This is a genomic window from Paenibacillus dendritiformis, from assembly GCF_021654795.1.
Taxonomy (GTDB): Bacteria; Bacillota; Bacilli; order Paenibacillales; family Paenibacillaceae; genus Paenibacillus_B.
In genome coordinates, this window is record NZ_AP025344.1 from 5,037,337 (window position 1) to 5,052,683 (window position 15,347).

The 15,347-nt window shown below is 57.0% G+C and carries 12 protein-coding genes and 1 CRISPR repeat array (1 of these 13 running past the window's edge); of the genes, 1 reads left to right on the forward strand and 11 read right to left on the reverse strand.

The annotated features are described in order from the left end of the window. Positions 1-618: a CRISPR direct-repeat array (repeat unit 32 nt; unit sequence ATTTCAATCCACGCATCCGCGTAGGATGCGAC); it begins 937 nt to the left of the window's first position. Between the two features lie 731 nt (positions 619-1,349). From L6439_RS22260 to L6439_RS22290, 7 genes are all read right to left on the reverse strand, one after another. After that, entirely contained in the window at positions 1,350-2,495 is a 1,146-nt protein-coding gene (locus L6439_RS22260; RefSeq protein WP_168178320.1) for a sulfate ABC transporter substrate-binding protein, read from the reverse strand. 16 nt (positions 2,496-2,511) lie between these two features. Then, a complete protein-coding gene (locus L6439_RS22265; protein ID WP_168178321.1) occupies positions 2,512-3,582 on the reverse strand; it encodes a sulfate/molybdate ABC transporter ATP-binding protein in 1,071 nt (356 codons plus the stop codon). 1 nt (position 3,583) lies between these two features. Further along, entirely contained in the window at positions 3,584-4,369 is a 786-nt protein-coding gene (locus tag L6439_RS22270) for a sulfate ABC transporter permease subunit (protein WP_168178368.1), read from the reverse strand. An 83-nt stretch (positions 4,370-4,452) separates the two neighbouring features. Further along, on the reverse strand, positions 4,453-5,268 hold the full coding sequence (gene cysT, locus L6439_RS22275; protein WP_168178322.1) for a sulfate ABC transporter permease subunit CysT: 816 nt from the start codon (positions 5,266-5,268) through the stop codon (positions 4,453-4,455). 429 nt (positions 5,269-5,697) lie between these two features. Next, on the reverse strand, positions 5,698-6,300 hold the full coding sequence (locus L6439_RS22280; protein WP_213470820.1) for a TetR/AcrR family transcriptional regulator: 603 nt from the start codon (positions 6,298-6,300) through the stop codon (positions 5,698-5,700). Between the two features lie 14 nt (positions 6,301-6,314). After that, on the reverse strand, positions 6,315-6,947 hold the full coding sequence (locus L6439_RS22285; RefSeq protein ID WP_168178369.1) for a YigZ family protein: 633 nt from the start codon (positions 6,945-6,947) through the stop codon (positions 6,315-6,317). Positions 6,948-7,097: 150 nt separating this feature from the next. Further along, complete coding sequence (locus L6439_RS22290; protein ID WP_213470822.1) at positions 7,098-8,453, reverse strand: glucose-6-phosphate isomerase; 1,356 nt, start codon at positions 8,451-8,453, stop codon at positions 7,098-7,100. 251 nt (positions 8,454-8,704) lie between these two features. On the opposite strand from L6439_RS22290, the gene L6439_RS22295 reads away from it, so the two are divergent. Next, positions 8,705-9,595, forward strand: a complete 891-nt coding sequence (locus L6439_RS22295) for an NAD(P)-dependent oxidoreductase (RefSeq protein ID WP_213470824.1) — start codon at positions 8,705-8,707, stop codon at positions 9,593-9,595. Positions 9,596-9,718: 123 nt separating this feature from the next. Here the strand turns inward: L6439_RS22295 and rarD are convergent, their stop codons facing one another. The 4 genes from rarD to L6439_RS22315 all read right to left on the reverse strand — a co-directional run bounded on the left by rarD (position 9,719) and on the right by L6439_RS22315 (position 15,314). Further along, the gene (rarD, locus tag L6439_RS22300; protein WP_168178326.1) at positions 9,719-10,663 is read right to left on the reverse strand and encodes an EamA family transporter RarD; all 945 of its coding nucleotides are present in this window, start codon (positions 10,661-10,663) and stop codon (positions 9,719-9,721) included. A gap of 148 nt (positions 10,664-10,811) precedes the next feature. Then, on the reverse strand, positions 10,812-12,830 hold the full coding sequence (tkt, locus tag L6439_RS22305; protein ID WP_213470826.1) for a transketolase: 2,019 nt from the start codon (positions 12,828-12,830) through the stop codon (positions 10,812-10,814). Between the two features lie 352 nt (positions 12,831-13,182). Continuing rightward, a complete protein-coding gene (gene purU / locus L6439_RS22310) occupies positions 13,183-14,088 on the reverse strand; it encodes a formyltetrahydrofolate deformylase (RefSeq protein ID WP_168178328.1) in 906 nt (301 codons plus the stop codon). A gap of 107 nt (positions 14,089-14,195) precedes the next feature. Then, positions 14,196-15,314, reverse strand: coding sequence for a deoxyribonuclease IV (locus tag L6439_RS22315; RefSeq protein ID WP_168178329.1), 1,119 nt, complete (start codon positions 15,312-15,314; stop codon positions 14,196-14,198). Positions 15,315-15,347: the final 33 nt, after the last annotated feature.

The window sequence follows — 15,347 nt, forward strand, 5'->3', positions numbered from 1 at the left end:
ACGCATCCGCGTAGGATGCGACATATTACATCTGCAAGTCAGCATTTTGGAGCAATTTCAATCCACGCATCCGCGTAGGATGCGACCGTCCCGTGGATACGCCTTAAACAATCCGGTCGATTTCAATCCACGCATCCGCGTAGGATGCGACTATCACAGACACAACCATCACGACGCCAGGAATAAAATTTCAATCCACGCATCCGCGTAGGATGCGACACGGACATACCCAAATGCACGACAGGACCCAGCAATTTCAATCCACGCATCCGCGTAGGATGCGACGGCCTCATTAGCCAAATCGCGCATATAGTCCCTATATTTCAATCCACGCATCCGCGTAGGATGCGACCCACCTACCCCAATATTTTTCGGGCGGCCTAAGTGATTTCAATCCACGCATCCGCGTAGGATGCGACAAAAGCTCATGATAGGCAGCATGCCCGCGATAAAATTTCAATCCACGCATCCGCGTAGGATGCGACAATGCCCGTTTAACATCCCACGGCAAAGAAAATGGATTTCAATCCACGCATCCGCGTAGGATGCGACCGGATACCACGCGAAGTATGTATGCCGAGGATACATTTCAATCCACGCATCCGCGTAGGATGCGACAGCGAAAAATAACATAAAACATGACAAATTAATCAGTTAATTACCACTATTCCGGAACAAAATGAGATATTTAACCAGAAACAGTCTCGAAAAAAATACCTTAAAATAACTAATTTGGATTATTTTTAAATAAACTTGGTGCGAATCCCCCAGGGATTTCATGTGCACTTCACATTCGCACTTGCCACGGAATGAGATTTTGGGCATCACACGGAATAAATGCGATTTTGTCAATTACATCTTTATCCTGATTCTGAGTATATCATACTACATGTGTGGCGCTAAGTCCTTGACAGACGGCTTCAAGCAAAAACCATCAAGGAGCGTTCCCTTATCTATCCATGCTTTCCGGATACCGTCTGTCTCGATGAGTCTCTGTCTATCAGCAAAACGGCCAGGCGCCTTTCGTTTCTGGAGGAAGTGGACGGACGTGAACGTATAAGTTTTGTTCGTGAACAGCATGCGCGGCAACGTCCGGCCGCCCTCGCCGATCGCTTTCTGAGCCGAAGGGAGAATGCTCATAAGGCCCGAGAAAGGTATATCTCCACCACACGCAACGACACGGGCGCTTTCGTTCCCGCATCGATACGATAAGCACCAACAGCCTCACCATCATACCCACACCAGAGTCATCCGGACTCATAGGCCTTCCGCCTCTCCAGCGCAAAAGAAAATGCGCAGGCATCGCCGCCGTGCGCCATTTCATTCTCGTTCTCTATATTGGGCCGGCTCTACTCTATCCCCGCCAGCACCTCGTACCAGATGCCCCGCTTGCTGTACAAGGTCTCGCGGACATGCTTCCAGCCGCCCATGTCTTCGATGCCGAATAATCCCGCCGGCTCGGGATAGCGGTCCGCTGTCTCCGATCGCACGGTCGGAGCGACTGGACGGAACCCGGCCTCCGCCAACAGACGCTGGGCCTTCGGCTCCCGCAAGTAGTCAACGAGCGCTTGGGCGAGGTCTGTCGTGCCATGCTTTTCTGCATAGCGCTCGACGACGACGACAGGGTTGTCGATGCGAATCGTCCGCTCCGGCCGAACCAGCTCGTACGGGACGCCCGCCTGCATGCGGGACAGAATTTCGTTCTCGTAGGTGACGATGACATCGCCTACGCCGTATTCGAAGGCGGCCATCGACGCCCGGCCGCTTTTGTCCATTGAGATGACATTCCGGTGAACGCTCATCAGCAGTTCCTTCGCCCGGCGCGGGCCATCCTCTCCCCGCTCCTCCGCTTCCAGAAGGCCGGCTCCGTAGATCGCGTTAATATCCCATTGGGCCCCGCCCGATGTCTTCGGGTTCGGGTAGAGGACTTGAACGCCCGGCTTGGTCAGATCGTTCCAGTCGCGAATCCGATGCGGGTTCCCTTGCCGCGTTCCCAGCACGACGATGGAGCCGGTGACCATTCCTCCATAAGCGTCCCGCGCTTGCCAATCGGCCGGCACCAGTCCGGCCTGTACGAGCTTATCGACATCGCCCTCCATCGAGAAGAGAGCGACGTCGGCTTCCAGGCCGCCGGCAATCGAGCGCGCTTGCGTCCCCGAAGCTTCATAGGATTCCTGGAAGACGACCTGCTGCCCGGTATTCGCCTTCCAATCGGCCGCGAATTCAGGCAGTATCCGCTGCATCACGTCCCTCACGACGGAATAGGCGCCAATGACAAGCGTTACGCTGTCTTGACCGGACGCCTCTGGCGAAGAAGGGACGAATGCCTTCGCGGACGGGGTCGGCTGAGGGGCAGATACGGCGGTCGTCGTCTGGTCCTGCCTCCCCTCCTGCAGAGAGGCATCCCGAACGCCTGGACTGCAGCCGAACAAGAGAATAAAGATGATAACTGTCGCAATAAAACCGGATAGCCCGCGTGATTGGTCCCTGTCCATCCTGCCCCTCCTTCGTTCAGCCCGTAATATGAACAGGCATCGGCTCGGCCTTCAACCGGTTCTCGACCACCCAGCTCTCGTCTCCCTCGAACATATAGACGCGATGGATAAGAACCTGGACCTGCTCGCCTGCCTGAAGCTGCGGCCTTTCGAGGGAACGGTATGTTTTCAGGATCAGATCGCCAACCTGGACCTCCACCATCCATTCGCTGCCCCGGAAATGGACCGCTTTGACCCGTCCGGACTCGCTCGCGGCAGCCAGCCCGACCTCGCCTTCCCGGCCGACCTCGATATATTCCGGCCGGATGAGGGCTCTTAACTCTTCCCCGACATTCAGCATCTCAAATCCTTTCAAGGCATAAATATCGTTCAAAATGGTCGATTCCCCAATGAATTCCGCGACAAAAGGCGTATCTGGCATTTTATAAATTTCCCATGGCGTTCCTTTCTGCTCGACGCGTCCCTGGTTGATGATCATAATCTCGTCCGCCACCTCGATCGCCTCATCCTGATCATGCGTCACGAAGATCGAGGTGATGCCGACGCGCTCGATCAGCTCCCGCAGCCAGCTTCGCAGCTCCTGGCGAATCTTCGCGTCAATGGCCGCGAACGGCTCGTCGAGGAGCAGCAGCTGCGGCTCCGGAGCCAGCGCCCGGGCGAACGCCACCCGCTGCCGCTGCCCGCCGGACAACTGATGCGGATACCTCCGTTCCACGCCGGACAATCCGGTCAGGTCCAAGAGCTCGGCTACGCGTTCGCGAATCCGCGGCTTCGGCCATTTCTGAATATGCAGCCCGAAGGCAATGTTGTCATAGACATTCATATGCTTGAACAGCGCATAGTTCTGGAACACGAAGCCGATGCCCCTCTGCTGTGGCGGCACATCATTGACGACGGTGCCCCGGAACAAGATCTCGCCTTGGTCCGGATGTTCCAGCCCGGCCAGCATCCGCAGCACCGATGTCTTCCCGCCGCCGCTTGGCCCGAGCAGGCCGATGAGTTGGCCCGCTTCGACGGAGAAGCTAACATCCCGCACGGCGTGATAGGCCCCGAACCATTTATTTAACTGGCGAACCTCGATATGCATGTCAATCGACTCCTTTGTGCCTTTTATGCTTTTTCGCCCATTCCATAAGCAAAAGCAGTACGACCGATACGCATGCCAACACCAGCGCGAGGCTGCCGGCCGAACCGATATTGAAATTCTCCACGTCCTGATAGACGAGCGTTGTCGCCGTCTGGGTCTTGTTCATGATATTGCCGGACACGACCAGGACGGCCCCGAATTCGCCGAGCGAACGGGCGATCGTAAGCACGATCCCGTACGTGACCGCCCACTGGATGGACGGCCAAGTGACCTTCCAGAAAATCGTCCAATCGTACGCCCCCAGCGTCGAAGCCGCCTCTTCCTGCTGCGTGCCGAGCTCCTGCAGCACGGGAGCCACTTCCCTGACCATCATCGGGAACGTCACGAACAAGGTCGCAAGCACCATGCCGGGGAAAGCATAGACGACAGGCATGCCCAACCCGGAGAACAGGGCGCCGAGCACAGTGTTCGGCCCGAGTAGCAGCACAATCATGAAGCCGCCGATGACCGGCGATACGGCGAACGGAAGATCGACGATGCTGTTCAACAGCCGCCGGGCCCGCTTGCCCAGCCAGCGCCCGCGAACGAGCAGCAGGGCGAACAGGACGCCGAATATCGTGTTGAGTATCGTCACGACGATGACGACGGCTCCGGTCATGCCCAGCGCGTGCAGCGCCTCCGGCCGGGTGAGGGAGGCAGCGAAGGAGGAGAACCCCCCGCGGAACGCTTCGGCTCCGATCTGAGCCAAGGGAGCCAGCAGCAGAAGCACAAAAACGGCATACGTCATCCCGATGAAGATGACGCGGGTTCGGGAAGACCGCCCCGGTCTCGATTGCCGGGAAGCTACGGAGAGGGATGCGGATTGATCTGTCATGGCGATACCCTCCGCGACTGCAGCATGCCGGCCAGCCAGAGAATCAGGAACGAGATCGTGAGCAGCAGCACTGATACGACGGCGGCTCCTTGAGGATTGTCGCTCTCGATCTCCCCGAAAATATACACCGACGCAACGAGCGTCTTGCCCGGGATATTGCCCGCGACGAGAACGACGGCCCCGAATTCGGCCATCGCCCGGGAGAAGGCGAGCATCGCGCCGCTGACGATGCCCGGAAGCATCTGCGGCAGCAGTACGCGGAGGAAGGTCCGCAGCCGTGACGCGCCGAGCGTGTAGGACGCTTCCTCCTCGGAGCGATCCGCCTCTTCGAGCAGCGGCTGCACCGCCCGGATGACGAACGGGAAGGTGACAAAGACCATCGAGGCGACGATCGCCGGCTCGGCAAGCACAAGGCGCCAGCCGACGGCTTCGGCCGCCCGGCCCGCCAGGCTCCCGGGCCCGAGCAGGAGCAGAATCATCAGCCCGCCCACTGCGGTCGGCAGCGCGAACGGGAGGTCAACGAGGCTGTTCAGCCAGGCTCTTCCGGCGAACCGGTACCGATGAAGCACCCAGGCTGTCATCGTGCCGATGATTATATTGATGGCGGTCGCGATCAGCGCCAGACGGAACGTCAATGCAACGGCATGCCAAGCAAGCGGCTCGGCGATGCTCTCCCGGAATGCCTGCCAGCCTCCGCTGAACGAGTGCGCATAGATTCCGCCGATCGGCAGCACAATGAGCAAACCAACATATAGCAGCAATGTCGAGCGGAAACCCCAGATTGCGCCTTTGTGCCGCAGAACACCATTCACCCCAGACTCCTCCTATCTGCAACAGATATAACATTAATCCTACTTGTTTACTCGGTGTTTATTGTGATTACAATACCAAAAACTAGAACAAAACGTCAATACCTAACTGATTCTTATGCAACTTATTCGAAATGCTTATGATAGGTGATTACCCAGTTCGAGGATTTTTGCGGAGAGCGATAATCTGGGCGTATGCGGCGGCGGAGAAAGGACAGGCGGGAGAGTGACCCGGTGGCGAAGACAGAATCGGAGACGATGACAGCAGAATTCGAAGGGGAATGAGCGGCATGGAAAGCCGTGTATAACGTGTTTCTTGAAAAAATGAACAGCACGCGCTGGCGGGGGAAGATCACAACAGGGCAGCCGCGGCAAGATGACGGGCCGCCCTGACTGGCGGACGAGCAGGATATATCCGGGGAAAGGCACGAACTACGCCGATTGCGCCGCGCCCAATACCCTTCGGTACAAAAAACGAATATGGGCCAGGGCAGCCGGCTGGATCTCTTCATAGGTGACTTGATCTTGAATATAGAAAGAGATGAACCCGTGCATTGCCAAAAATAAACTAAGCGGAATATTATGACGCTCTTGCTCCGAATGCCCGTTGCCTGCCATGGACTGCCGGACGATCGTCGAGAACAGCTCCAGGCAGCGGCCCTGCTCTGTCCGCGCATAGGCGAGCAATTCCTCATCTCGCGTCATGAACATAATCTCGTAATGGTGGGGATGATCCAGACCGAACCGGACGAACTCCAGCATGACTTGCTCCATCTTGGAAAATCCTTCGGAAGGAGCCTGGTTGAGAACACGTTCGAACAGCCGTTCGAGCCGATTGAAATCTTCCCGGACAAGCGCATAGAACAGTTCGGCTTTATCTTTGAAATGATAGTAAAGCGAGCCGTGGCTGTACCCCAGATGCTGGCCGATGCTTCGCATGGAGATAGCCCGGTACCCTTTGGTTACGAACAAGTGGCGCGCCACTTCCAAGATTCGCTCTCGCGACAATTCTTGATCCACTGCTTTTCTCGGCATAGCGGTTGTTCTCCTTATTCCCCTTCAATGTAATAAGCAGGATCTCCCTTCCGGATCACGGCCTGCCCTTGCGTGAGATCCGTAATCCATGCGACAAACCGGTCGGCTTCCGACGCTACAGGCAAGCACGTCAAGGTCACCTTGTCGGTAAATTGCGTCTCTCCCATCCTTGTCTCTCTATTGCGCAATTCATTTTCCAACTTGCCTAGCCAGGTGTAATCGATGTCAACGAACACTTCTTGATGCAGCACTTTCTCAATGGCCTCCGCCGCTTCGATAGCGGCGACGGCCCCATCGGTGTAAGCCCGGATGAGCCCCCCGGCTCCGAGCAGAATTCCGCCGAAATACCGGGTAACGACAATCGCCGTATTTTTCAGGCCTTGGTTGCGAATGACTTCCAGAATCGGCTTGCCGGCCGTTCCGCTGGGTTCGCCGTCATCGGACGCCTTCTGAATCTCGTCGCGCTCGCCTATCATATAGGCCGAGCAATTGTGCGTGGCATTCCAATGTTTACGCTTAATTTCCTCTATAAATGCAATTGCCTCTTCCTCGGTTTCGACCGGGCGGCCATAACCGATAAAGCGGGACTTTTTGATGACGATCTCCTTGCTCCCGAATTGACGAACCGTCTTGTAACGCTCTAACAGGGGTATCACCTCTCCATGCATGTTCAACAAGGCCTGGTAGCCGCCCCTGTCAAACACCCTCTTCCATGAGTGCCAAGAAAGCAGTTCTCCCGTACGGAGAACTGCTTCCCGGCTTATCGCTTATCTTCGATGTATGGGCGGCCGCCCCGATTAGCGGGACAGTCTCGCCTCCAGTTCAGCCTTCTCTGCCTCGTAGCCTGGTTTGCCCAGCAAGGCGAACATATTTTTCTTATAGGCTTCCACGCCCGGCTGATCGAAAGGATTGACGCCAAGCAGGTAGCCGCTGATGCCGCACGCCTTTTCAAAGAAGTATACCAAATAGCCGAAGGAGTAAGGGGTCATGTCCGGAATCGTGACAATCAGATTCGGCACATTGCCATCCGTATGGGCGAGCATCGTTCCTTCGAATGCTTTCTTGTTGACGAAGTCCATCGTCTTGCCGGCCAGGAAGTTCAGCCCGTCCAGATCGTCCGGATCTTCCTGAATCGTCACCTGATGCGGCACTTCCGCCACTTGAATAATCGTCTCGAACAGGTTGCGCGTTCCTTCTTGAATGAACTGGCCCATCGAGTGAAGATCAGTGGAGAAGTCGACAGCCGCCGGGTAGATGCCTTTATTGTCCTTGCCTTCGCTCTCTCCGTACAACTGCTTCCACCATTCCGATACATAGTGCAGAGACGGCTCATAGTTCACGAGAATCTCGATCGCCTTGCCTTTGCGGTACAGCGCGTTGCGGACGGCCGCATACTGATAGCTCTCGTTCTGCGCCACATCGGGATTGCTGTACGCTTCCGCCGCGGCTTGCGCCCCTTGCATCATCTCGTCGATATTGATGCCGGCCACCGCGATTGGAAGCAAGCCTACCGCCGTCAACACCGAGTATCTTCCGCCCACGTCGTCCGGAATGACGAACGTCTCGTAGCCTTCCTCGGTCGCCAGCTTCTTCAGCGCGCCCTTCTCGCGATCCGTCGTCGCAAAGATGCGCTTCTTCGCTTCTTCCTTGCCGTATTTTTTCTCCAGCGCTTCGCGGAAAATGCGGAACGCAATCGCCGGCTCGGTCGTGGTGCCGGATTTGGAGATGACATTGACGGAGAAATCCTTGCCCTCGATCAGTTCCATGAGATGGGCGATATACGTCGAGCTGATGTTGTTCCCCGCAAAATAAATCTCCGGCGTCTTGCGCTTGTCCTTCGGCAGCATGTTGTAGAAGGAATGCCCCAGCATCTCGATGGCTGCCCGCGCTCCCAGGTAAGAGCCCCCGATGCCGATGACGATCAGCACGTCGGAGTTGGATTGAATCCGGGCCGCCGCTTCCTTGATGCGTGCGAATTCGCCCTTGTCATATTGGGAAGGGAGATCGATCCAGCCCAGGTAATCCGAACCGGATCCGCTTTTATTATGTAGCTGCTCATGCGCCAGGCGAATGGGTTCTTTGAAGTAATCAATTTCATGCTGACTTACGAACGTCAACGCCTTGCTGTAATCAAAGTGCACTTTTTTGGTCATCGTACACCCTCCTCGAGTATTGGTTGACTTTGCCACTTTAACCCGTGAAAATCAATATAGTCCTAGGATACTGGATTTCTCCTTGAAACACAAGGGAACGCCAGGAAATGAAAATGTTTACATGATAAAATTAATTACTATTATACCATGAAACGGGCGGCAACATACAGAAACGGGCGCGGACAAGAAGGTTGCTTTTCTATGTTACAATTGAGTCGAAGGACAAGACAACGTGAGAGGTGACGATGCGAATGAAAGTAGCCGTATTGGGTTTAGGAACGATGGGAGCGCCGATGGCCGCCAATCTGATTCGCCAAGGCTTCGAGGTGACGGTATACAACCGTTCCGCCGGCAAAGCGGACGAGCTGGTAGCGATGGGCGCCCGTGCAGCGCAATCGCCGCGGGAAGCGGCCCTCGATCAGGATATCGTATTGACGATGGTAAGCGACGACCATTCGATTGAAGCGGTCTATTATGGCGAGCAGGGCCTGCTTGACAGCTTGCGCGAAGGCATGGTCGTCGTTGATTCGAGCACCATCTCGCCTTCTCTGGTCAAGCGGGTAGCCGCGGATGTGGAAGCTCGCGGGGGAGCTTTCCTCGACGCTCCGGTGACGGGGAGCAAGCCGGCCGCGATCGAGGGCACGCTCGTGTTCATGGTCGGCGGGGCGCAGGAGGCGCTCCACAAGGCGATGCCGGCATTCGAAGCGATGGGAAGCCGAATCGTCCATATGGGGCCGAATGGAAGCGGATCCATTACGAAGCTGGCGCATAACGCTATCGTCGGCATCAATAATGCGGCGCTCGCCGAAGGCTTCTCAATGGTGGCGCGCGCGGGCGTCGACCCGGCGGGATTTCTCGAAGTGGTGCGCAACGGCAGCGCCGGCAGCAAGGCGGCCGAACTGAAGGGAGAGAAAATTATCGAAGGCAACTTCGACAATCAATTCTCCTTGAAGCTGATGCTGAAGGATCTGAAGCTCGCATCCCGGCTGACCGAAGATATGCAGTCCCCTTCCCCGATGCTGGATGCGGCCAAGAGCCTGTTCCAGATGGGGCAGACGGCCGGCTATGGCGAAGAGGATCTGTGCGCCGTCGTCAAAATGTACGAGCAGTGGATTGGGCATCCGATCGGGAAAGACAAATAAACGCGGAACATGACAAAGGGAGTGGGCGCATCTGCGCCGCACTCCCTTCGCAGCTTCCTCCCCGGGATAGACCCGGCAGCCGCTCATCCGCTTGCCGGTTCCTATCCCCGGGCAGGAGCTTGCCTAAGCCTGCAGCTTGCGTGCGTCATGAAGCTTGGTCTCGCTTGTTCTTCGCGCGAGCATGCCTCTGGACCGGGACCACGAAAAAAGAACGAGCGCGACCCAGATTAAGGCGAACGCGAACAACTGCGATGCGTCAAACGGTTCATGGAACACGAACAATCCCAGGAGCAGCATGATCGTCGGCGCGATATATTGAAGAAAGCCGACCAGCGTAAACGAGATCCGCTTCGTTCCGGCCGCGAATAAAAGCAGCGGAACCGCCGTCACCACGCCGGCGCCCATTAACAGCAGCACGGTCGATAACTGCTCTTCCGCCAGCGGAACCGCCCCTGAATTGAAAAAGAACAAGAAGATAAGAGCACACGGCGCCATGATCAAGGTTTCCAAGGTAAGCCCCGTCCAGGCGCCAACCGGAATCTTCTTTTTGATTAGCCCGTACAAGCCGAAGGTCGCCGCCAACGTCAGAGCCGCCCAAGGGAAGGTGCCGAAATGCACCGTCAGCCACAGCACGCCGGCCGCCGCAATGGCCACCGACAGCCATTCAGCCTTGCTCAAACGCTCCTTCAGGAAGAACGTCGCCAGAAATACATTGAACAGCGGGTTGATGTAATAGCCCAGACTTGCCTCGACGACATGATTGCTTTCGACCGCAAAAATATAGACGAGCCAATTGATGCTGATGAGCACGGAGGCGATGATGACGCCGGCGGCCTGCTTTTTGTTGCGGCAGACCGCTTTGATTTCCGCCGCGACAAGCTTCCATTTCCCCAGCAGGAGCAGAAGAAGAAGCATGAACACGAGCGACCACACGATGCGATGCGACAGCACCTCTCCGGCGGGCACCGTGCCCACCGCCTTCCAGTACAGCGGCAGGAATCCCCAGATCAGATAAGAAAGCCCGGCTGCCAGCAGCCCCATCACATATTGGCTTTGCTTTTGTTCCAACGTAAATCCACCTTTCTGTCTGCAAGAAAGACCGCTGGCAAGGGACTGAGTCTAATGCTCAAATCCGTCCGCCAGCGGCCCGTAAACTATTGCAATCCGGCCAGTGGGGCCGGATCCCGATCTATGTTTATTCCCGGAGGGCTTGCTCTTAGAGCAATGCCTTCACGCGGCTGACGACATTCTCTACCGTGAAGCCGTATTCGGCCATGACACGGTCGCCAGGCGCGGATGCGCCGAACGTCGAGATGCCCAAGATGTCGCCTTGATCGCCGACATAGCGTTCCCATCCGAATGGATGAGCCATTTCCACCGCCAGGCGGGCTTTGACATTCGGCAGCAGGACGGAATCCTTGTATTCCTGCGGCTGCTTGTCGAACAAGTCCCAGCTCGGCATGCTGATGACGCGAACGTGGATGCCTTCTTCAGCCAGCGCTTGCTGTGCCCGTACAGCGAGCTGCACCTCGGATCCCGTCGCGATAATCTGCGCCTGCGGTTGCCCGTTCGCCGCCTCGCTGGCGACATACGCGCCGCGGGCCACGCCTTCGCGCGCGCGTTCCGCCGACGTCTCCAGAATCGGCAGGTTCTGGCGCGTCAGGACGAGCACGACCGGATTCGAACGGTTCTCCATCGCATACGCCCACGCAGCCGATGTCTCGTTGCCGTCAGCCGGACGGATCACCGTCAAGCCCGGAATGATGCGGACGGAAGCCAACTGTTCGATCGGCTCATGCGTAGGTCCGTCTTCGCCGACCGCGATGCTGTCATGCGTCAGCACGTATGTGACCGGAAGCTGCATCAAGGCAGACAGCCGCACCGCCGGCCGGAGGTAATCCGTGAACACGAAGAAGGTGCCGCCGTATACCTTCACGCCGCCGTGCAGCGCCATGCCGTTCATCGCTGCCGCCATCGCGAACTCGCGGACGCCGAAGTAAATGTTGCGGCCGTCATATTGGCCCGGACGGTAGACCGGCAGGCCTTTGAGGTGCGTCATCGTGGAGCTCTCCAGATCCGCCGATCCGCCCATCAGATTCGGCACATTGCCCGCCAAGCCGTTCAGCGCGTTCCCGGAAGCGACGCGTGTCGATACCGGCTTGTCCTCTGCCGTGTAGGCCGGAAGATTCGCATCCCAATTTCCGGGAAGCTCGCCCTTCACCGCAGTCTCGAACTGAGCGGCCAATTCCGGATACGCCTGCTTATACTGCTGGAACATCCGATCCCAGGCTTCGTTCGCCTGGATCCCCTTCTTTTTCACATTCTCTTCGAAATGCTTGTATACTTCTTCCGGCACGAAGAAATCTTCATGCTCCCATTGGTAGAACTGCTTCGTCAGCTTCGCTTCCTCCGGCCCGAGCGGGGAACCGTGGGTGCCGCCATGACCGCCCTTGCCTTGCTTGTTCGGGCTGCCGTAGCCGATCACCGTTTTCACTTCGATGAGCGTCGGCTTATCCGACACCTGCTTCGCCTGCTCCACCGCGCGCGCGAGCGCGTCGAGATCGTTGCCGTCCTCGACCAGCAGGGTCTGCCAGCCGTACGCTTCATAGCGCTGGCGCACATTCTCGCTGAAGGACAAGTCCGCTTCTCCGTCCAGCGTAATATTATTGGAATCGTACAACACGATTAATTTGCCCAACTTCAAGTGGCCGGCCAGAGATGCCGCCTCGCTTGCCACGCCTTCCATCATGTCCCCGTCGCCGCAGATGACGAAGGTATGATGATCAATGACTGAATAACCGTCACGGTTGTAAGTGGCTCCCATTTGCGCCTCGGCCATTGCCATGCCGACAGCCATGGCGATGCCTTGGCCCAGCGGACCGGTCGTCGCGTCTACCCCTGCTGTATGGCCGAACTCAGGATGACCCGGCGTCTTGCTGCCCCATTGGCGGAACTGCTTGATTTCATCCATCGGAAGATCATAGCCGCTCAGATGAAGCAAGCCGTAGAGCAGCATCGATCCGTGGCCCGCGGACAATACGAAGCGGTCACGGTTAATCCATGTCGGATTGGCCGGGTTATGCGTCATCTCTTTCGCGAACAGATGGTAACCCATCGGTGCAGCCCCCATCGGCATTCCCGGATGTCCCGACTTCGCTTTTTCGATCGCATCGATAGCCAAAGTTCGGATGGCCGCTACAGAGAGCGTGTCCAATTGCGCTTGGTTGACAGTCATTGCTGATTTCCTCCTCATATCCTTCTCTGTCCAAGCGAACGAGGGGCAAGGCCATTCGCCCGCCCTCGCTCGACTTGTCCTTTTATGCATTTGATTTATTGTACCATTACTATTCCTTCGACGCCACTTTTTACATGGCAAAAACCCGCCTGGATCCGGATTGAAATCATTGCCATAAAAGGTCGGACACCGATTCTATTATGGTTAGAATCCCGGCTCGGCATGCGCGGTTCCGCGGAGCAGGCCGGCATCAAACGCGGCAACGCCCTTCTGTAGCGAAGGGCGTTGCCGTTGACTATTACATTTCAGCGATGCTCAAAAAGTCCGGTTTTCCCCGATTTGAACCGCCTTATTAATTGAATACGACCGTCTTGTTCTGGTGCACCAGAATCCGGTCTTCGATATGCCAATGAACGGCCCGCGCAAGGACGACGCGCTCTATCGTGCGTCCCATCCGTTTCAGCTCGTCCACATCGGCGCGATGCGTGACCCGCTCCACGTCCTGCTCGATAATCGGTCCGCCGTCCAGTTCCTCCGTCACATAGTGCGCCGTCGCGCCGATCAGCTTGACGCCGCGGACGTAGGCCTGCTGATAAGGCTTGCCTCCGATAAAAGCCGGCAGGAAGGAGTGGTGTATATTGATGATCCGGTTCGGATACCGTTCGATGAACTCCGGAGCGATGATCTGCATGTAGCGGGCCAATATAATAAGGTCCGCCTTCCCTTCGACCGCTTCCAGCTGCCGGCGCGCCGCTTCCGGCTTATTGTCCGGGGTGACCGGAATATGCACGTACGGAATGCCGAAGGACTCAACGTAGTCCCGCATATCCGGATGATTGCTTACGACCATCGCAATGTCGGCGTCCAGATCGCCGGCCTGCCACTGCCAGAGCAGTTCAACGAGGCAGTGATCCTCCTTCGATACAAAAATCGCCAACCGCTTCTTCTGACTCACCCGCGAAAAGCGCCACTCCATCTTGAATTCTTGCGCGATGACGCGGAAATCCTCCTCCATCTGCGGCAGCCGCTGCTCCAATCCGGCCATGTCGAACTCGATCCGCATGAAAAACATGCCGCCTTCCGGATCCAATGTATATTGGTCCGATTGAACGATATTCGCTTCATGCTCGTACAGGAAGCGCGATACCGCCGCGACGATGCCGGCCCGATCCGGGCAGGAGATAAGCATGCGCGCGCGGTTCCGCGTGTTCTCGCCGGCCTGCTCGCGGGCGTGAACCATCGTATGCTGGTGCTTCATGAGCCTATGTCCTCCACTGATCCAATATTGGTCTATCGTTCTCTCTATTATCCGCTTTTAGCCCGGGCCACCAGCTCTCGGCCATCGCGGCCCGCGGGGCCCGCAGGCTATTCCGCGGCTTGTCCCGTATACCATGCGGTAATGCGCTGATTAATCTCTTCCTCCGTCCGATCCGGCAGCAGCTCCGCATCCACGATCATATCGTACAGCCGCTCCATCGGCTCGCGCGGGTCGGCTTTCTTCGCCTTGGCGTCGTTTTTGAGCACATTCCACGTCTCGAGCACGAAGTCGCGGCAGTGAACATCCTGCTTCTCGAAGAAGTGGCGCATCCGCTCGACGTCCTCCCAGAACTCCTCGCCGAAGCGTTCCTTGGCGTCGCCGCGCAGGAGCGCGATCTCCGCCTCGTACATTGGGCGCTGCTGCTTCGAATCTTTGCCGATCCACGGCGTCTCCAGAATGAACGGCCTGCCGAGCAGCGCTTCATGCTGCACGACATTGCGGATCGCGTCAAAGCCGAGATAGCCCGCTCCGATAGGCGCATGGCGGTCCTTGGCCGCTCCGGTCGGATTTTTGCTGTCATTGATATGAACGACGGCGATGCGGCCGAGGCCGATCACGCGGTCGAACTCCTCCAGCACGCCGTCCAGATCGTTGACGATATCGTAGCCGGCGTCATGAATGTGGCAGGTGTCCAGACACACGGTCAGGCGGCCGTTGTCCTCGACCTTGTCGATAATCGCCGCGATCTCCTCGAAGCTCCGGCCGACCTCGGTGCCTTTGCCCGCCATCGTCTCCAGCGCGATGTTCACATTCGTCTCCTTCGTGTTCCGCAACACTTCATTCAAGCCTTCCGCAATGCGGTTGATCCCGTATTCGGCATCCTTGTCCGTGTAGGCTCCCGGATGAAGCACGATATTATTGACGCCGATGCAATCCGTGCGGTGAATCTCATCCTGCAGGAACGACACGGCCAATTCGAACGTCGCCGGCTTGTACGATCCAAGGTTGATAATATAAGGCGCGTGCACCACGATCTCGTCGATGCCGTGCTTGTTCATCAGCTCCTTGCCTTCCTCGATGAACAGCTTGTCAATCGGTTTGCGCCGCGTATTCTGAGGCGCTCCGGTATATATCATGAACGAGCTGGAGCCATAGCTTATCGCTTCCTTCGTCGCGGTCAACAGCCCTTTTTCGGAAAAGGATACATGAGAACCAATCTTCAGCATACGTTCTCTCCTCTCAAATCATTTCCCTTATTC